This is a genomic window from Streptomyces sp. NBC_01232, from assembly GCF_035989885.1.
In the GTDB taxonomy this organism is placed as follows: domain Bacteria; phylum Actinomycetota; class Actinomycetes; order Streptomycetales; family Streptomycetaceae; genus Streptomyces.
Window position 1 is genome coordinate 8,486,108 of record NZ_CP108518.1, and the last position, 17,488, is coordinate 8,503,595.

General features: G+C 70.4%; 15 protein-coding genes and 1 pseudogene. 9 read left to right on the plus strand and 7 right to left on the minus strand.

Annotation, left to right across the window (positions count from 1 at the left end):
- Positions 1-413 precede the first annotated feature (413 nt).
- Together OG444_RS39015 and OG444_RS39020 are read right to left on the minus strand one after the other, a co-directional pair.
- Complete coding sequence (locus OG444_RS39015) at positions 414-1,091, minus strand: L-threonylcarbamoyladenylate synthase (RefSeq protein WP_327267068.1); 678 nt, start codon at positions 1,089-1,091, stop codon at positions 414-416.
- Between the two features lie 98 nt (positions 1,092-1,189).
- Positions 1,190-1,354, minus strand: a complete 165-nt coding sequence (locus OG444_RS39020; protein ID WP_327266607.1) for a hypothetical protein — start codon at positions 1,352-1,354, stop codon at positions 1,190-1,192.
- Positions 1,355-1,425: 71 nt separating this feature from the next.
- Between OG444_RS39020 and OG444_RS39025 the strand changes: the two genes are divergently transcribed.
- Positions 1,426-1,821 (plus strand): hypothetical protein, encoded by a 396-nt coding sequence (locus OG444_RS39025; RefSeq protein ID WP_327266608.1) that lies wholly within the window; start codon positions 1,426-1,428, stop codon positions 1,819-1,821.
- A 474-nt stretch (positions 1,822-2,295) separates the two neighbouring features.
- On the opposite strand, the gene OG444_RS39030 is transcribed toward OG444_RS39025, so the two are convergent.
- Positions 2,296-2,679 (minus strand): hypothetical protein, encoded by a 384-nt coding sequence (locus OG444_RS39030; protein WP_327266609.1) that lies wholly within the window; start codon positions 2,677-2,679, stop codon positions 2,296-2,298.
- Between the two features lie 36 nt (positions 2,680-2,715).
- Positions 2,716-2,823, minus strand: a pseudogene (locus tag OG444_RS39035) (DUF3618 domain-containing protein); the annotation flags it as partial.
- Between the two features lie 347 nt (positions 2,824-3,170).
- On the opposite strand from OG444_RS39035, the gene OG444_RS39040 reads away from it, so the two are divergent.
- Together OG444_RS39040 and OG444_RS39045 are read left to right on the plus strand one after the other, a co-directional pair.
- Positions 3,171-4,787, plus strand: coding sequence for a right-handed parallel beta-helix repeat-containing protein (locus OG444_RS39040; RefSeq protein ID WP_327266610.1), 1,617 nt, complete (start codon positions 3,171-3,173; stop codon positions 4,785-4,787).
- A 142-nt stretch (positions 4,788-4,929) separates the two neighbouring features.
- Positions 4,930-5,565: a TetR family transcriptional regulator gene (locus OG444_RS39045; RefSeq protein ID WP_327266611.1), complete on the plus strand. Its 636-nt coding sequence runs from the start codon at positions 4,930-4,932 to the stop codon at positions 5,563-5,565.
- Between the two features lie 739 nt (positions 5,566-6,304).
- Here OG444_RS39045 and OG444_RS39050 read toward each other — a convergent pair.
- Together OG444_RS39050 and OG444_RS39055 are read right to left on the minus strand one after the other, a co-directional pair.
- Entirely contained in the window at positions 6,305-6,808 is a 504-nt protein-coding gene (locus tag OG444_RS39050) for an RICIN domain-containing protein (protein ID WP_327266612.1), read from the minus strand.
- Between the two features lie 465 nt (positions 6,809-7,273).
- Complete coding sequence (locus OG444_RS39055) at positions 7,274-8,260, minus strand: alpha/beta fold hydrolase (RefSeq protein WP_327266613.1); 987 nt, start codon at positions 8,258-8,260, stop codon at positions 7,274-7,276.
- A 145-nt stretch (positions 8,261-8,405) separates the two neighbouring features.
- Here OG444_RS39055 and OG444_RS39060 point away from each other — a divergent pair, with 145 nt between their 5' ends.
- The 5 genes from OG444_RS39060 (at position 8,406) to OG444_RS39080 (ending at position 13,194) form a co-directional block, all read left to right on the plus strand.
- On the plus strand, positions 8,406-9,035 hold the full coding sequence (locus OG444_RS39060; RefSeq protein WP_327266614.1) for a helix-turn-helix domain-containing protein: 630 nt from the start codon (positions 8,406-8,408) through the stop codon (positions 9,033-9,035).
- Between the two features lie 129 nt (positions 9,036-9,164).
- Positions 9,165-9,449 carry a TetR-like C-terminal domain-containing protein gene (locus OG444_RS39065; RefSeq protein WP_327267069.1) on the plus strand — a complete coding sequence of 95 codons (285 nt, stop codon included), beginning with the start codon at positions 9,165-9,167 and terminating at the stop codon, positions 9,447-9,449.
- Between the two features lie 177 nt (positions 9,450-9,626).
- Positions 9,627-10,334, plus strand: a complete 708-nt coding sequence (locus OG444_RS39070) for a hypothetical protein (RefSeq protein ID WP_327266615.1) — start codon at positions 9,627-9,629, stop codon at positions 10,332-10,334.
- 219 nt (positions 10,335-10,553) lie between these two features.
- Entirely contained in the window at positions 10,554-11,639 is a 1,086-nt protein-coding gene (locus OG444_RS39075) for a lytic polysaccharide monooxygenase auxiliary activity family 9 protein (protein ID WP_327266616.1), read from the plus strand.
- 886 nt (positions 11,640-12,525) lie between these two features.
- The gene (locus tag OG444_RS39080; protein ID WP_327266617.1) at positions 12,526-13,194 is read left to right on the plus strand and encodes a hypothetical protein; all 669 of its coding nucleotides are present in this window, start codon (positions 12,526-12,528) and stop codon (positions 13,192-13,194) included.
- A gap of 277 nt (positions 13,195-13,471) precedes the next feature.
- On the opposite strand, the gene OG444_RS39085 is transcribed toward OG444_RS39080, so the two are convergent.
- A complete protein-coding gene (locus tag OG444_RS39085; protein WP_327266618.1) occupies positions 13,472-14,467 on the minus strand; it encodes a hypothetical protein in 996 nt (331 codons plus the stop codon).
- Between the two features lie 2,475 nt (positions 14,468-16,942).
- On the opposite strand from OG444_RS39085, the gene OG444_RS39090 reads away from it, so the two are divergent.
- Entirely contained in the window at positions 16,943-17,485 is a 543-nt protein-coding gene (locus tag OG444_RS39090) for an NUDIX domain-containing protein (RefSeq protein ID WP_327260185.1), read from the plus strand.
- Positions 17,486-17,488: the final 3 nt, after the last annotated feature.

A 17,488-nucleotide genomic window follows, 5' to 3' on the forward strand; every position in this document is an offset into this window, starting at 1 on the left:
TGCCTATATGGGCCAGGAGCAGGACTCCTTCCCCGAGCACTGGCCGAGCCGTCTGCTGCCTGCGGCTCCCGCCCCTGGCAGCGGCGACGATGTGTCCGGGATCCCCGGCCTGCGGGTACGCGGGATCGAGGCCCGCGGTCGGCATCTGCGGCTGCACATGCTGGAAGACCTCGGGCAAGAAGGGGGCCTCGTGCTCGTCCTTCCCGGCGGACTGGCGGAGGGCTGGGAGGAAGTCGAGCGCCGGCACCGGCACTGGTGCGAAGGCAACGGTATGCGACCGCTCTGGACGGCCCCGGGGACCGATCCCCTGGAATCCGCCTACCTCAACGACTATCCCATTCTCGGACGCTCCCGAGCCAGACGGCCCCCGGTGGGAAGCGCCCTGCTGCGGCGTATCGCTCTCTTCCACACCGTCACCGCCTTCTACCGTGTCCAGTGCTGGGACGACGGCGACGGCTGGAAGATCGACGCCCGCACCGCCCATCCTTGTGCCCTCCGGCACGACCAGCTCCTGCAGCGGCTGGGCCACCCGCGATGGGGCCTACCGGTGAACATGTCCCACCGGTTCCGGACGCGGGGCTTACCACGCCCACACGGAAGGATGGAGCGGCCCGGTGGTACTGCCCCCGATCGAAGCGGGAACCGGGCCTGACTCGCGCACGCCATATCGGCGGGGGCTGTCTCGGCAACCACATGATCACCGCACCGTGCCTGCTCTGCTGCCCCGGCACCCCGTCCCACAACGGACACATGACACCACGCCACTCACGAGACCGGCGAACCAGACGAGTTCCGTTCACGCAATGCCCTGGGAGGGGAGCCGCTTCAGAATCCGTTGAATCTGGGAAACCGGTGACCAGATCGTGCAGGGCCTCCGGGGATGCGACCAGCACCGGTGAGGGCATGGCCCGGTCCCTGCCCTTGGCATTCAGCAGCCTCTCCACCGCGTCGCGGTCGAAGGCGTCCGCCCCGATGCCGTAGACGGTGTCCGTCGGCAGCACCACCAGATCACCCCGACGCACCGCCGACGCGGCCTCGCGCAGCCCGTCGCCCCGGCCCGACGCCGTGGAGCAGTCAAAACGAACGGCCATGTCCGCACTCCGTCCCACCGGGCGCTCGGCCCGAACCTGCTGGCTCACCCCGGCAGGCTACCGGCACGGCCGCCCCACCGTGGGGCTCACGGGCCCTGTCAACGCCAGGAGGGTAAATGCGGGGTGGGCTGTGTGCGCCAGGAGCGGGTCAGCCACCACAGCGCGTCGATGGCTGTGGCGGCGGCGGACATGACTCCGATGACCTCGCCGACGGCGAAAGCCTGCGAGGTGGGGTCGATGGAAGCGACGATCCGGCCCGGCATCGTACGTGTGAGCGAAACTCCGCGATATGCGCAGGCCGCTGGGTTGTCTTCGGCTGATTAGGATCATGACCATGGATGAGGTGATCGGCGTTGGCCCTGGTGACGAGGAACTGGCCCATGAGGCGGCGGCGGTCGCTGTTTCCTGGGTTCTCGAGGGAGGGCTGACGGAGCAGCAGGATTCACAGTTGGTCAATGTGGCTCGGCGCGGTGGCTCCCACGATTGGATGGGGGAGGCGATGTTTGTCGGCAGATGGGCGAAAGCCCTTCGCGACGCCGTCGACGGTGCCACCGACGACGAAGAGGGCCGACAGTGCGTGGCCGTGGCGAAGGACACCGCGCTCCTGGAGCTGCGGGGGCGCCTGCTCTTCCATATCGACATGTTGTGGAATATGCCCAGCTCCGACCACCCCGGCGCCCGTGAATCCCTGCGCAGGATCGTCGCCGCCGGCGGTTCCAGGAGCGGCTGACCCAACGGCCTAGTGTCCTGCGTTGGAAGCTCCGCGATAGTTCCGGCGCAGGCTCCAACAGTCAACGCGCCTGATCGACGTCCGGAACCCCGGTCGCCGAGGCGCGGCAGATCTACCGACCGATTACGGGACGGCCCTGAGTCAGCTGACCAGAAGTTCGCCGGTTGCCGGGGGCTGCTGTAGGTGGTGCTGGTTGGTGGTGTTCGTTCCGTGGTGCTGGATGCTGCTGGCTGGTGATCACCGGGCTGGATGGTGTTGTCCGGGTCGTGGTGTGAGGGCCGTCGGCGAGCGATGACACTCGCGTCCGGCCCGGAGGCTGGCTTCCCGGCTGACGGGCACCGTGGAGAAAGTTCGGCCGCTGCTCCCGCCCGGCGGGCTGCCCCGCTGATTGGCCTTTTCTTGCAGGTCGGAGTCTTGTGCCGTGGTCTCCATGACAGTGGATATCAAGGTCGTCCGGGCTGGACAGGTGTACCGCTACCTCTGAACCGGCGCCGCCGTTGGAGGGTTCAGCCGGGCAACCGGCTTGTAGGCGATCTCGGCCGCCTTCATCGGTGCCTCCAACTGCGGCGCAGAAGCAGGTATACGACGAGCGCGGCAGCCGCGGCGATCAGCAGGGGTGCGGTTGGCCCCGCGCCATGGTCGCGGCCTTCTCGCGGCCCGGTCCGGGGTCTTCTCGGCGGCGAGGCGTCCAGCCTGGGTCGCGGCTTTGCGTACCTGGACCGCGGCGTGGGCTGCCTTGTCGAAGGCCGGATCGGGGGTCTTGTCCTTCACCAACTGAGCGGCCTGCCCTACCTTCTCACGGAGCCGGCCGGTTACATGGGTCGCCTTCTCGGCGGCCTGCTCCTTGATCTCGGCCACCTTCTCCTTGGCTTGGACCATCACGTCGGCCTTGGCCGCCAGCGCCTCAACGGTCTGGCCGAGCTCCTCGCGGGTCTGTTCGACCTGTTTGCGCAGCTCTTCGGGGGTGGGCGCGGATTCATCGCGCTGAGGCTGATCGGTCAGGGTGTGCCTTCAACTTGAGAGCCGCCGTGCTGTGACCCGTAGGCAGGCCAGGCACCCCGAGGTCCTCCGCAGTGTCAGCCAGACAGAGCAATGACATGACGCACTGTCAGAATGTTTACACATAGTCCGGGGTTGCGTTCGATTTTTGAGTCTGGAACTGTCGCTCGAGTAACTCACCCCCCTCACAGCGGACTTCGGAGCGCCACGTCCCCGGGCTTCACTGCCCGGCGCCTTGCCCCGGCGCGGCGATACGGACGGAATGCCTCCTTGTGTGCTCTCTGCTCGCGGCTACGGCCCACGGAGGGCACCAGCCGCTTCGCCAGGACCAACTGGGAGACCAGGCAACAGTGAAACGCACGAGCACCCTCGCCCTGACCGCAGCACTGCTCGCTTCAGCCGCCCCGCTCGGCCTCGCCACCATGGGAGCCGGTACCGCGCACGCCGCAGCCCGCACGTACTTCGTCAGCCCCAGCGGCAACGACAGCAACTCGGGCACGTCCACCCAAGCTCCCTTCCGGACCCTCCAGAAGGCCGCGGACAGCGTCGAGCCGGGCGACACCGTCTCGATCATGAACGGCACGTACTCCGAGCGTTCTGCGGGGTCGAACGTGCTGACCATCAAGCGCTCCGGCCTCCCCGGAGCCCCCATAACCTTCACCGCTCATCCCGGTCACCATCCGGTGATCCACCCGGTGAAGGCGTGGAACGGCATCAGCGTTCACGGCGCCTCCTACATCTCCATCAAAAACCTAGAGGTCAAGGGCAACAACGCAGCCCTCACTCTGGCCGGAGCTGAACGAGAGTCGAAGAAGGGCGACCCCACCTACAACACCAACTGCATCTCCCTGGAACAGGACCGGTCCACGGGTGCGCTGTCGCACCACGTCGAGGTGACCGGCAACGAGGTGCATGGTTGCGCCGGCGGCGGCATATCGGCCATCGACTCCGACCACGTGACCATCTCCGGCAACCACGTGCATGGGACCTCCTGGTACGCGGTGTACGCAACCAGCGGCATCTCCGTCCTGACCCCGCGCGACGTAGGGGGCGGCGACGCCGGGACGTACAAGATCCGCATCACCGGCAATCGCGTCCACGACAACGAGACCAAGATCAAATGGGAGAAGTGCGGCTGCTACTCCGACGGCAACGGCATCATCATCGACACCCTCAAAGGCGATGCCGATCACCCCGCCTACAGCGGACGCGTACTGGTCGCCAACAACCTCTCCTACGACAACGGCGGCTCCGGCATCCACTCCTACAAGAGCCAGCACGTCGACATCGTCCACAACACGGCCTACCTCAACGGGCGCAGCCCCCGCATGGAGAGCTACGCCAACATCTTCGCGCACGACAGTACCGACGTGCGGCTGCTCAACAACATCGCGTACGGCCGGCCGGGGCAAGCGACGAACAGCAAGTCCCGCAATGTGGACGTCACCTACGACTACAACATCTACTTCGGAGGCAAGGCCCCCGAGGTCCAGGGCCCGAACGATGTCATCGCCGATCCGAAACTCACCAAGGCAGGCACCGGGGCGGACGCCGACTTCCGGCTGACCAAGGGCTCCCCCGCCGCCCACTCAGGTATGCCGTTCGCCGCCGTCACCACCGACTTCACCGGAGCCCGCCGGGCCGGCGGCGCGCCCGACCGGGGCGCCTACGGCTTCGGCGCCAAGAACAGCGGCATCCTCGGAAGTGCCTCCGAGACCGCCTCCCTCGGCCGGCAAAGTGACGCCCCCGCCGGGAGCGGTCAGTCCGCCGGAAGTGACCCCGCCGCCTCACCGGGCGTGCAAGCCGGCGACGGCACCGATAGCGGCTCCGGGCTGAAGCCGCACAGCGGAAGCGGTCCGCTCGCAGAGACAGGCGGCTCCAACCCGGCGCTCCCGCTCAGCATCGCGGCGGTGGTCCTCGCCCTCGGCGGCGGCCTCCTCTACGCGGCGCGGCGCAAGCGCTCCTGATCCCTTCGGATCACTGGGGACGCCAAGACGTGGTGCCGGCCCCGACCCCTCTCCAAGGGTCGGCACCACCGCCCGCCCACCGCACCCCCACTCACGAGCCCGGCTCGCCGAACGAGCTTCGGCCCCTGGCAGACTGGCCACCATGGCGGCGGCAAGGCACCGGATCGAAGCGGCGACACTCACAGGTGGCTCGGTACCCGACCCCCCGCGCGTCGCCTGGCGCAAACAGATGAGGCAGCGCGTATTGGACGCCGCTCGCGACCTCACATGCGAAGCCGGCTGGGACCAGGTCAGCCTCTCGGCCGTCGCCGCCCGCGCCGAAGTGTCGCGCCCCTCGGTGTACAAGGAGTTCGGCAACCGAGCCGGCCTGGGCCGGGCGCTGGTAGTCCGTGAAACCCAGCAATTTCTGGCGGGTGTGGCCGATGCCCTCTATCCCGGCGTGCCCGATTCCCATGCCTGCCTCCAGGCGGCCATCCTGTACGTACTTCAGGAGGCCGACAATCAGCCCCTCATAAGAGCCGTCATCACAGCCGCCCGAAAGGGCTCCGACAGCCTCCTGCCCTACCTCACCGCCCGAGCGGACCCGATCTTCGACGCCGGTCAAATCCTCGTCCAGGGCTGGCTGGCCACGCGATACCCACAACAGCACACAGAGTCACTGCAGATGGCCGCAGACGTCATCGTCCGCATGACCATCAGCCATCTCATCCTGCCGGCCGACGAACAACACCTCACCGCCCAAAGACTGGCGACTGCAGCCCTGAAACTACTGCAGTAAGTCGACCTGCAACCGGAGCGGCGGGGTGTTGCCCCCAAGACAGTTCGGCACAAGGCAGTCCGCCAGACCGATCACCGGATGCACTCGCGAAAATTGGTGATCACTGACGCTCCCCACACCATGCCGACATCTCCAAGAGCTTCGAATCGAGGGTGCCAACGATCTCACCAACGCGAGCATCACCCGCCGGTGCCTCGATCGCAGGCCGCACGTTTGGACGATCACGTGATTCGGCTCTGCCGGGGATCTTGTGATGTCGCAGGGCTGAGCTGGGCAGTCTCTGCATATGCGGTCACAGGGGCGTTGGAGCGACTGTTGCTGCACCTGTCCGGTCGGCTCGTGCGAGCTGGGTGGCGCAGGCGTCGAGCAGCGGCTTCAACCGCTTTTGGAAGCGCCCCTTGTCCAGGTCATGGGCCAGCCTGCCCGACGGATCGATGAGCCGTTCCTGTGTCTGGCGGTGGCGATCATTGGCCGGGCGGGCGCGTCGGAGAGACGCGCCGTGCGTTCGGCGCCGGGGCGGGGGGCTGCCTTGTGCTGCTGATGGTCTGGAACTTCATCTACGTTCTGGCCGATCTACACGGGACGCCGATCCCGGTAGACCAGTGGCGCGGACGGACGTGGCTGGGCACCAGGATCTGGTGATCCTGTGCAGGGACACACCGAGGGCGCCCGGCCGGATCTCCTGATGCTGGTGGCGTCGGAGCTCCTGGTCGGGCCCTCTCGGCCGTCCGCTATCGGATCACTGGCGCCAGCCCTGATAACCCGCCTGGTAAGACGGCCAGCTGCACGTGTGGAGACGCAGGCCGTAGTTGGCGCTCATGTCGATGCACTTGTCGGAGACGGCATCGTTCCACCACTGGTACCCGTCCGCACCGGTGCCCGCGTGCCACCTCTGGTAGCCGTTGTTGTAGGCCTCGGAGCTGCACGTGTGGGTGCGGAGGCCCTGAGCGGAGCTGCCGTCAAGGCACCGGCCCGTCGCGACGTTCCTGAGCCTGACACCGCCGGGGTAGGCGGTCACCGTCCACTGCTGGTAGCCGTTCTGGTAGCTCGCGGTGTTGCACGTGTGCGCCCGGAGGCCGTGGGCGGGGCTGTCGTCCATGCAGGAGTCCTCGTGCGCGACGTTGATCATCCACTGCTGCCACTCGCCGGTCGCGCCGCTGGACGCCGCCGCGGCGCCGGGCGCGGTGGCGAGCGCCCCGATCATGCCGATGACGGCGGCCAGCAGAGCAAAGGTTCTACGCATGGGGAAACACTCCTTGGTGCGGTGCATTGGAGAGGACTTCGCGGCGCACCGCACCCTCCCGGCGGTACGTGGCAGTGATCACGATGAAGCCCACGGGCCCCGCCGTCCAGCGTTCAATTTCCTTGGCTTTACCTGTGGGGCTCAAGTGACGGAGATGGCGAGCCGGCGGCGACGGTCTGCATGGCTGTGCTCGTCGGTGTCACGGGCTGTTACAAGTTGGTGCAACCATGGCCGACGCCCGCAGCCCCGTCCCACTCGGGACGGGAGCGAGGCGCCACCTGAAGCGCTCAGTCACAGGAAGATGTGAGCCGACACACGGTATTGGTCACACGGGCGCGCTTGTCGGCACCGGCGTAGGGGGATCTGCGGTGCGACTGTTCGGCATCGCCGAGCAGATCGATATGTGTCACCTTGGCGTGGCCCGCCCGAAACGCACTGCCAGGCTGGACTGGTAGCCCGCCTGTTTCAGCTCTGGATCGCGGCGAGCCAGTCGGTCAGCAGGCGGTTGACCTCGTCGGGGCGTTCCTGCTGGATCCAGTGGCCGCAGCCTTCCAGGAGGTGGGAGGCCGAGAGGCAGGGGAGGGTGATGGGGTAGGCGTCGATGGCGTCGGACATCCAGGTGGTGGAGGCGTCCAGGGCGCCGCCGATGAACAGGGACGGCTGCTTGATCGGGGCTCCGCGGTGCGGGGCGAGGTCTTCCCAGTCGCGGTCCATGTTGCGGTAGCGGTTGAGGGCGCCGGTCAGGCCGGTGCGCTCGAACTCCCCGGCGAAGATGTCGAGGTCGTCCTCGCCCAACCATGCCGGGAGCGGGCCGGCGGGGAATCGGTCGCGCAGCCGGCCGCCGCGGGCGACGAAGTGCGGGTCGGGTTCGTCCTCGGCGGGCATGGTGTCGGCGGACAGGGCCGCGTAGAAGCCCGCGAGCCAGCTCCGGACGTCGGGCTCGATCTCCGCCTCGGCGCGGCCGGGCTCCTGGAAGTAGGAGACGTAGAACTCCTGCTCGGGGCCGCCGATCTGGCCGAAGATATCACTGGGGCGGGGGCCGCCGGGCGGCGCGTACGGGACACTCAGCAGGCCGACGGCCCGGAAGATTCCGGGGTGGAGCAGGGCGGAGGTGGCGGCGATGCTGGAGCCCCAGTCGTGGCCGACGATCACTGCGTTCTCCTCGCCGAGGGCGTGCACAACGGCGACGTTGTCCTCCACCAGATCGAGCATGCGGTACGCGTCGGTCGCGGCGGGCTTGGAGGAGCGGCCGTAGCCCCGCACGTCGATCGCCACTGCCCGGTACCCGGCGGCGGCGAGGGCCGGGAGTTGTCGGCGCCAGGAGTACCAGGACTCGGGGAAGCCGTGCACGAGCAGGACCAACGGGCCGGTGCCTTGCTCTGCCAGGTGCAGGCGCCCGGCTGGGGCCTCGATGGTGCGGTGGCGGAGTGCGGCGGTCGGCTCGATTCGCATGGGGGACTTCTCCTCGGTTCGCGGGCGGTCGGCGGGAACCCGTCGATCATGCGGTGCTGCGCCCGCTCGGCGCGATCAGCGTTGCCATTCTGGCAAGGTTGCAGGACAGGGTGGTGAAGCGGCACGGCGGGAAGGATCGGGGACGGTGGCAGGTGACGATGTGACCCAGACGTTGGCGGAGATGGGGCCGCGGCTGCGGGTCGTGCGCGAGCGCCGTGGCGTCACACTCGCCGATGTCAGCCGCGCGACCGGCATCTCGCCCAGCACGCTGTCGCGGATCGAGACCGGCCGGCGCAAGCCCACCCTGGAGGTGGTGCTGCAGTTGGCGAAGGAATACGCAGTCGCCCTGGACGAACTGGCTGGCACCGCACCCGCCCCTGCGGCCGAGCCCCGCAGTACGGCGTCGCACAGCTTCGGTGACGACAAGGCGGTGTTGCCGCTGACCCCGTACGTCGGCGGCCTGCACGCTCACAAGCACGTCCTGCCTGCCGTCGCAGAGCCGCGCGGACGGCCCCGACAGGTGTCCCACGAGGGCTGCGAGTGGCTGTGCGTCCTGTACGGGCGGTTGTGGCTCGCGCTCGGAAACCAGGATCTCGTCCTGACTGCCGGGGAGATCGTCGAGTTCGACACCCGCACCCCTCACGGAGTCGCGAACGCCGGATCCGCCGGACCGGTCGAGTATCTGATCATGTTCGGGCCTCAAGGAGAACGTCCACGGCTGCGGACCCCTCCAGCCGCCGGCCGCGGGACTGGTGACAGGAAGGCCGCTGAATGAGCAGCGCCCGGATACGACACCAGCGGCTTTGGGTACGCCGAGGCGGGCCGCGTGTCGCGCGAGGCGTTGCAGTCCCGCGCCGCTACCCGGGCCTGTGTGCCGCCGCCCTCCTCACAGCCCGACCTGACGATGGCTCTGATCGCCGCCGGATTCCGCTCTTCGGATGCGGCAGCGGCACTGTCACGCTTCTGGGATGACCGCTACGCACGGTGTGCGGTGGTCGTCACCCGAGCAGCCGACCGGGGCGAACTGCCCGGCCCCGCCGACAGCCGGGCGCTGCTCGTCGCGGCGACCGCCCCGCTCTACCACGAACTGCTGCTGATCCGGGCCGTCCCCGACCCGACGCTCCCGCACCGCTCCGCCCGGGTCGCCGCCGCGGCGGCCCGCGCCGGCACCTTCGGCACGCCGCAATGACCTCGGACATGGCGCCCGCAGCCTGCCGGCCCGGCACCCGCTCCCGCCCCGGCCGCGACTGCCCCGGCCTCGACTGCCGCACCCGCACCCGCTCCCGCCCGGGCCTCGACCGCCCCGGCGGCGATCGCCGCTCCCGCGCCCGCTCCGGCGGCCGGTGCCGCGGCACCGGGGAGGGACGTGCTGACCGAGCGCATGGGTACGGCCGGTGACCCGTGGGCCGCGCCTGCCCGCCGAGTCCCCGCCCCCGCTCCGGCCCCCGCCCCCGCTCCGGCCGCTGCGCCCGCGCCCGTCGCTCGCGCTGCTGCGCCGCGGGGGCGGGAGACGGCTGATCCGTGGGCTGCGCCCGCGAGTACGGACGCGAAGCGCTCCTGGGGCCCCCTGACCGAAGGCCTGGACGTCCCCCGCGGCCTCGACCTCGGCAACCGGGCCCGCGCCCTGGAGCAGCTGAAGGTGCACCCAGCCGCGCACTCGCAGATGGTGTCGCTGGTCATGGACATCCTCCCGGAACAGGAAGCGGGCCTCCTGGTCGGCTCACGCCAGTGGCCGCTGCTCGCCGCCCGCATGCACAAGATCGGCGAGGGCGAGGGCATACACGTTGTGGCCCAGCACCTGAACCGCCTGACGGCCGACACCTCCTGGAAAAGGGCCACGGGCAGAGCCCTGGTGGGCCGCCTCGTGGACGCGACCCTCCACTCCCTGACCACGCCGCCCTCCGCGTCGCCCGCGTCCGCGTCCCGGCTGTGGGCCTCCCCGATGGCGGCCCGCTCCCGCTCCACCACCACCCCGGCCGCCGCGGCCCCCGGACAGCCGGCCCCGGCCGAGGCCGCGGTCCCCGCCCACCGGCAGCAGGCCACGCCCGCCAAAAGAGCGGGGCGCGGGCGCTGACAGGGCGTCTGGCCCCGGACGGGAGCGGCTGTCCAGAGGGTCCGGAACAGCTCCCGATGGGGCTGCATGTCTGGTTTTGGGTGGCTGTGATCAGCTCTGTCCAGGTCCGCCCGGATGATCTATAGTGACTGCCTGTCACGGCCTGTAACTGTCGGTTGCATGTGCTGCTCCGTGGTGACGGCCTCAGGGATGGATTCGATCGAGGAGAAGGGGAACACCGTGAGCAAGACCCAGACCACTGCTCCGTCCGACCTTCGCGCGGACATCAGGTACCGCGATGACGGCAAGTACACGATGTACGGGATCAGCCTGCGCTGGCAGATCGGGGACAACGCCCCCGATCACGAGGCCTGGCCCCCACCGGCGGACTGGAACGAGGGCAACGCGCCATACCCCCACCTGTACGAGGTATGGCTCAACGACGAGCTGCGGCAGACGGTCTTCCTCCACTGGTCCTCATGGAACTGGATGCAGTCCAACTCCCACTGGGTCGACCTGGGGGACCAGGAGCCGACAGGGCAGCTCCACGTCAAGATCCGCGCCAAGGTAGGCGGTGAGTTCACGCCGTTCACCAACGTGGTCGCCATCGGCTCGGAGCGGGCCGACCTGGAGAAGTGGGCGGTGCGCCTGCCCCGCGAGAAGGCCCCGGCGCCCGGCCGGGTGGATCCGCGGCACGGCACGGCCAACCATCCGCGCAGCCGGGCCGGCGCCGCGATCCGCGACCTGGACCCCTCACGGATCTGCGTCGAGGCGCGCCGCGTCAACACCAGCACCGACTGGCACGAAGTGGTGCCGGGGGCTGACAGGATGCTCGCCGACTATCCGTGGAACGACGCGCAGAAGTACCTCGAGTACCGCAAGTTCTTCGAGGGGAACACCCTTGCGTCCGCGGGGAACCCGGCGTTCCGCGGTCTGGACCTGGCCCCGGAAGACACGCTCGGGGACTGGCCCGTGACGGAGCTGGACACCTCGGCCCCCACCCAGACCTTCACCTACGACTACATGGCGTATCACCAGGGTGAGAGCTGGTCCCACCGGTGGTTCATCACCCGCCCCAGCTGGGTTCCCTCGGAAGGCCTGAGCTGGCAGGACCTGGAGCCGATCCCCTTCCTGGTCGAGGTGCACGGTGCGCCCCGGGAAGAGGAATCCACCAGCTGGGAGTTCGCCTCATTCCCGCGCCGGGCCGGGCGGGCGGCGATCGTGGACATCTGGGGCGGCCACGGAGGACCGGACACCCCGAACGGTGAGAACGGCGGCATGACCGGCGAGTTCTTCCTGTCCGTGTCCGACGTGCTCCTGCGGTAGCCGAGTGCCGCACCGCCTGATCGACCGCCTCCTCCAGGCGGTCGATCCCGGGTGGGAGCGGCTGTTCCAGAATTCTGGAACAGCCGCCCGACCCCCTACCCGGCCCAGTGGATGCCGAGGTGGGTGAGTGCGGCGAGCTGGGCTTGGTGGAGTCGGTCGCGGCGTTGTTTCTGGTTGGCGAGCCATACCCCGGTTCGGTGTTCGGTGCCGTCGGGGAGTCGCTCGACGACTCCGCGGCCGGGCAGGTGGCCTTCCCGTGCGATGTCCTGCGTGAGGGCTTGGAAGCCTTTCTGGAACGCCTTGCCGCCTGTGCGCGGCCCGACCCGCCGCGGTCGTCTTCGTGGTCGCCTGGCGGGCCCGTGAGGCCTTCTTCACGCCGAGTTCGCTGAGCCGGTGCTGCTGTTCGGCGTTCAGCCGGTCCCAGCCCCGCCGTTGCGCAGCGAGCCACCGGCCGACGTCGTCCCCGTGCCGTGTCACTCCCGGCACGATCGCGGTCGGCTGCGCGCCTTCGGCGAGGAGCTGGGTGAGGTAGGCGTAGTGCCGTTGCCGGTCGACCGTCCATCCCGCGTTCCCGGGTTCCAGTCGGGGTCGATGGCGGTGAGCGTGGCGGCCCGCCGCTGCGCCCGGCCGGGGTCCTTCCCCAGCTCACCCGGGCGGCGGACGTTGGTGAGGCACTGCCCGATCTGGATGTTGAGGATGGTGGCGCCCCGTGGCGCCCCGTGGGGCCGTGAGGTCCCGTGCCCCCTGCCGCAGCCCGGAAGCCCAGAAGCCCGGAAGCGCGGAAGCCCGAAGCCCGAAGCTCGGAGGCCCGGGGGCTTGCCGGGGGCGGATTGGCGGTTCGGTTGATTGGGCGGTGTGGTGGGCGCGCCCGCGCTGTAATGGGGCGGTGACCACATCATCGACCGGCACCGCGCTGCTCATCGCCGGCCGGATACCGCTCACGGACGTCATGGAACGCCTGGCCCTTGACCGGCCGGTGTTCCATTCCGAGGCGGACTTCCAGCACGGCTTCGCCCGCGCCCTGTGGGAGCTGGAGCCCGGGATCGGGTCCCGGCTGGAGGTGGCGCAGCACGCGCAGGGCCGGGTGGAGCGGCTGGACCTGCTGTGCACCGGCCCAGGGGGCCGTACCGCCGTCGAGTTCAAGTACCCCACCCGGTCCTGGGCGGGAGAAGCCGGCTCGCCCGCGGAGGAGTTCGCCCTGCGGAACCACGCGGCCCCGGACCTCGCCCGCCGCGACTACGTGTTCGACATGGCCCGCCTGGAGCGGTTCTGCAACCGGCCCGACCAGAACGGCCTCTCGCTGCTGCTGACCAACAACCCCTCCCTGTGGGCACTGCCCAAGCCCCGGACCAGGCCGAGCCGGGATCATGCTTTCCGGATCCACCAGGGATGCGTACTCGCCGGGACCCTCCTGTGGGGCCAGGGTGATTACCAGGGCAACACGCGGACCCTGCGCGGCTCCTACCGCCTGGACTGGCGGCCCTACTCCCGCCAGCCGGGACCAGGAGGAGAGTTCCGGTACCTCGCGGCCGCTATCACCGCACCCCGTAACTGACCATCACACCCGCAGCTGCAGCCCGCACCCGACGGGACTCTGCCAGGACCGGCGGAGACCGCAGCCCGCACCCGACCGGACCCCACCGCGCCGGCATGCCAGCTCCTGCCGCCGGGCCCCCGGACCGTGCGACTGTACGGGACGAGGGCCGGGCCGGGCCGTGTCCTATCGGGCAGAATGCCTGCCGGGGCGGGGTGGATGCCGCCCGGGGTAGGGCATCATGCGTGGCTGCGTCGATGGGCCGGCCGGACATGGTGGGGCATGGCGGGTGCGGCCGTTACGGCTGGGTCGGGCCGGCGTCCGCGGCTGTGACCGGGGCAGGGCTGGTGGGGCTGTAGTAGACGGAGCGGCCCTGCTTGGAACGTTCCAGCAGTCCGCGGGCGACACCCTGTTCGAGGGTGTTGCGGACGACCGCGGCCTTCACCTTGCGTCCGGGGTGGGCGGCACTGACCGCTTCGGTCACCTCGGCGGCCGACCTCGGCTCCTTCCCGCCGGCCAGGGCGGCCGTGACGAGTTCGAGCCAGGACGGGCCTGCCGTCTCCCCCTTCACCGCGGCAGCACCAGCCGCCTTCTCCCTCACCGGTGCGACAGCACCAGCCGTCTTCTCCTTCACGACCGCGGCGGTACCTGCTGTCTTCTCCTTCACGACCGCGGCGGTACCGGTCGTCTTCTCCTTCACCGGTGCGGCAGCACCTGCTGTCTTCTCCTTCACCGCCGTGGCGGTACCGGTCGTCTTCTCTTTCACGGGTGCGGTGGTACCGGTTGTCTTCTCTTTCACGGGTGCGGCAGCACCGGCTGCTTTGCGGGCGCGCGGGGCCTTCGCCGCCGCAGTCGCAGCCGTTGTGGCGGCGGTGGTGGTGGGTGCCGGGGTTTTCTTCGTACCCCCGGCGGCGCTGCGCGCCGAAGGCACTGCGGCCCGCTTCACGCTGCGCTTGGCGGCCGGCTGCCCCGCAGGCGCGGGCGCGGGCGTGGGCTTGGGCTTGGCGGTGATGCCCAGCGCGTCCTGCATCCTCAGGAGGACTTTCTCGCTTTCCTCGAGTTCCCCGATCTCCTGTTGCAGCCGCTGCAGTTCGGTGCGCCTCTGTTCCTGCGCTGCCTGGTTCGCCGCGAGATCACCGGCGATCTGCTCGGCGTAATCGTCCTTGACCCGCGTGACGTTGCTGCCCGTGGTGTTCATGGGTTCCTCGATGTCTGTGACTGAAGGGGATACCGGGACGCGAATGGTACGCACTACGTGTACCCGTGACAGCGGATCATGTACCGGCCCGCGCACCGCCGAACTCTGCAAGGGCCGTTGCGGAACAACCCGCACGGCCCGGGCACCGACAGCCCGCCCGCACAACACCCCTGCCAGAGACCCCTCCTGCCAGACCCCCGCCGGCCCGCCCCGCCCGCCTGGGGGAGTGGCTGTACCTCACCCGGACGAGGCCGCGGCATGCGCTGCGAAGCAGTGCAGTGCAGTGCAGTGGAGTGGGGTCGGTGGTGTGTTGAGCCGTGTTGTGCGGCGGTGTGTGTCAGTGGTGACCGGCATGGGCACTCCCCCCGGCCCCCGCCCCGGCCCCGGCACCGTAACGGAGTTCGTGTCGAGAGGGGTTGCACGGGTGCATCGAGGGGAGAGCGACCCGGCGTGGCAGGCGGTGGGGGTCAGTGCTCCCCTGGGGCCGGGAACGGGTTCCTGCCCGGGCAGCTGCGCCCTGGGTGCACGTTCGGGGACTGTGCGCCGACGACATGAGGGCGGCGGCGTGCCGTTGCTGTTGCGGACCGCCGCCGTCCCGTATGCCCGCCACCGTTGCCGAGCCTGGCCGTGGCCACCGTGTTCGGCCGGGCGTGTCACCGTCTCCAGCCCGGGCCGGCCTGCCGTGCCTGTGCCACCCCGGTGACGCATGACCCTCCGGGAGTCACCGGGCCACCGGGCCACCGGGCCACCAAACCATCGGGTCACCGGGTCATCGGGTCACCGGGTCACCGGGCCACCAAACCATCGGGTCACCGGGTCATCGGGTCACCGGGTCATCGGGTCACCGGGTCGTCGGGTCATCGGGTCCCCGGAGAAGCTGGTCGCTCCTGGCGGCCCGCGACGTGATGGCCGCCGGCGCCGGCCTCCTCCGCCTCTTCCTGCTTCTGTTCGACGGCCCCGCACGGCGGATCAGTTACGCATCTCCGCCGCATGCACACCGGCCGGCGCGCTCGCCTGCCCGCCGGGCCGGTCCGGCCGCTCACGCGGTCTTCGCGTACGGGCAGTCGCCCAACTCGCTCTGGCCCACCCCCCGCGTGCAGCACGGGGAGAAGGCCGCGGTCGTCGTCCTCGCCGGTTCCCGCGTACGTGCCGCTGTGCGCGGCCCCGGGCCCGGTCCCCGGCCGGGACGCACCTGGTGGAACCGGCCCGGTGTTGGGACCGGAGAAGCTGGTCGCTCCTGGCGGCCCGCGACGTGATGGCCGCCGGCGCCGGCCTCCTCCATCTCCTCCGCCTCTTCCTGCTTCTGTTCGACGGCCCCGCACGGCGGATCAGTTACGGATCTCCGCCGCATGCACACCGGCCGGCGCGCTCGCCTGCCCGCCGGGCCGGTCCGGCCGCTCACGCGGTCTTCGCGTACGGGCAGTCGCCCAACTCGCTCTGGCCCACCCCCCGCGTGCAGCACGGGGAGAAGGCCGCGGTCGTCGTCCTCGCCGGTTCCCGCGTACGTGCCGCTGTGCGCGGCCCCGGGCCCGGTCCCCGGCCGGGACGCACCTGGTGGAACCGGCCCGGTGTTGGGACCGGAGAAGCTGGTCGCTCCTGGCGGCCCGCGACGTGATGGCCGCCGGCGCCGGCCTCCTCCATCTCCTCCGCCTCTTCCTGCTTCTGTTCGACGGCCCCGCACGGCGGATCAGTTACGGATCTCCGCCGCATGCACACCGGCCGGCGCGCTCGCCTGCCCGCCGGGCCGGTCCGGCCGTCCACGCGGTCTTCGCGTACGGGCAGTCGCCCAACTCGCTCTGGCCCACCCCCCCCGCGTGCAGCACGGGGAGAAGGCCGCGGTCGTCGTCCTCGCCGGTTCCCGCGTACGTGCCGCTGTGCGCGGCCCCGGGCCCGGTCCCCGGCCGGGACGCACCTGGTGGAACCGGCCCGGTGTTGGGACCGGAGAAGCTGGTCGCTCCTGGCGGCCCGCGACGTGATGGCCGCCGGCGCCGGCCTCCTCCATCTCCTCCGCCTCTTCCTGCTTCTGTTCGACGGCCCCGCACGGCGGATCAGTTACGGATTCCCGCCGCATGCACACCGGCCGGCGCGCTCGCCTGCCCGCCGGGCCGGTCCGGCCGTCCACGCGGTCTTCGCGTACGGGCAGTCGCCCAACTCGCTCTGGCCCACCCCCCCCCGCGTGCAGCACGGGGAGAAGGCCGCGGTCGTCGTCCTCGCCGGTTCCCGCGTACGTGCCGCTGTGCGCGGCCCCGGGCCCGGTCCCCGGCCGGGACGCACCTGGTGGAACCGGCCCGGTGCCTGGAGCCGTGCATCTGGGCCTGCAGGTGGGGTCCTCGCCGGCGGCTTCCCGGGGATGCCTCCGGGCGCGGAGGCTCTCGCAGGCCCTTGTGCCGGGCACCGGCGCTCCGGTCGGGTCCGGGACGTCCGGGGCGTGCTGCCCGGCACGTCCGCGTGCTTGAGCCCTGCCGGGCCCTGCGGGCATGGGAGCCGGCCGTACGCGGGCGGCCGCTGCCGCCCCCCACCGCCGCCCCCGGCTGCGGCGGCGGTGGGCGGTGGTCGGTGATACTGGTGGTCATGACTGGTACTGGTGACCATGCGGGTGTCCCGTTCTCGCGGATCAGGATCCGGGCCGGGGCGCTGGTGTTCTGCGGCAACGACGTCGCCCTGATCCGCCGTGACCGTGCCCGGTCCACCCACTACACGCCGCCCGGCGGCAACGTCGAGGACGGGGAGGACCTGCGGCAGGCCCTGCACCGGGAACTCGCCGAGGAACTCGGCCTCGACGCGGAGCAGGCCGAGGGCGGCGACCTGCTGTGGGTCGTCGACCAGCGGGTCACCCGCCCCGGCCCCACCCCGCCGCCGCGCAAGCTCCACCTGATCCACCGCCTCCACATCACCCCCCAAATCCGTGCCACCCTCGCGGAGTTCGAGCAGGACGAACTCCCCGACGGCAGCATCGAGACCGGTGTCATCGAGTGGGTCGACTACCGCAGGACGGCCGCTCTGCCCCTCTTCCCGCCGATCGGGCCCGCCCTCGCGGCCCTGCCCGACCCCCGCGCAGCCCCCGCCCACACTGCCCTGGAGGCCGTCACCGACGAGAACTACACCTGGGTGTGACAA

Bases quoted from the DNA above. Each gene is read 5' to 3' on its own strand.
- OG444_RS39050 (WP_327266612.1), bottom strand. From the start codon at position 6,808: ATGCGTAGAACCTTTGCTCTGCTGGCCGCCGTCATCGGCATGATCGGG.
- OG444_RS39045 (WP_327266611.1), top strand. From the start codon at position 4,930: ATGGCGGCGGCAAGGCACCGGATCGAAGCGGCGACACTCACAGGTGGC.
- OG444_RS39025 (WP_327266608.1), top strand. From the start codon at position 1,426: ATGGATGAGGTGATCGGCGTTGGCCCTGGTGACGAGGAACTGGCCCAT.
- OG444_RS39055 (WP_327266613.1), bottom strand. From the start codon at position 8,260: ATGCGAATCGAGCCGACCGCCGCACTCCGCCACCGCACCATCGAGGCC.
- OG444_RS39065 (WP_327267069.1), top strand. From the start codon at position 9,165: ATGGCTCTGATCGCCGCCGGATTCCGCTCTTCGGATGCGGCAGCGGCA.
- OG444_RS39020 (WP_327266607.1), bottom strand. From the start codon at position 1,354: ATGCCGGGCCGGATCGTCGCTTCCATCGACCCCACCTCGCAGGCTTTC.
- OG444_RS39090 (WP_327260185.1), top strand. From the start codon at position 16,943: ATGACTGGTACTGGTGACCATGCGGGTGTCCCGTTCTCGCGGATCAGG.
- OG444_RS39015 (WP_327267068.1), bottom strand. From the start codon at position 1,091: ATGGCCGTTCGTTTTGACTGCTCCACGGCGTCGGGCCGGGGCGACGGG.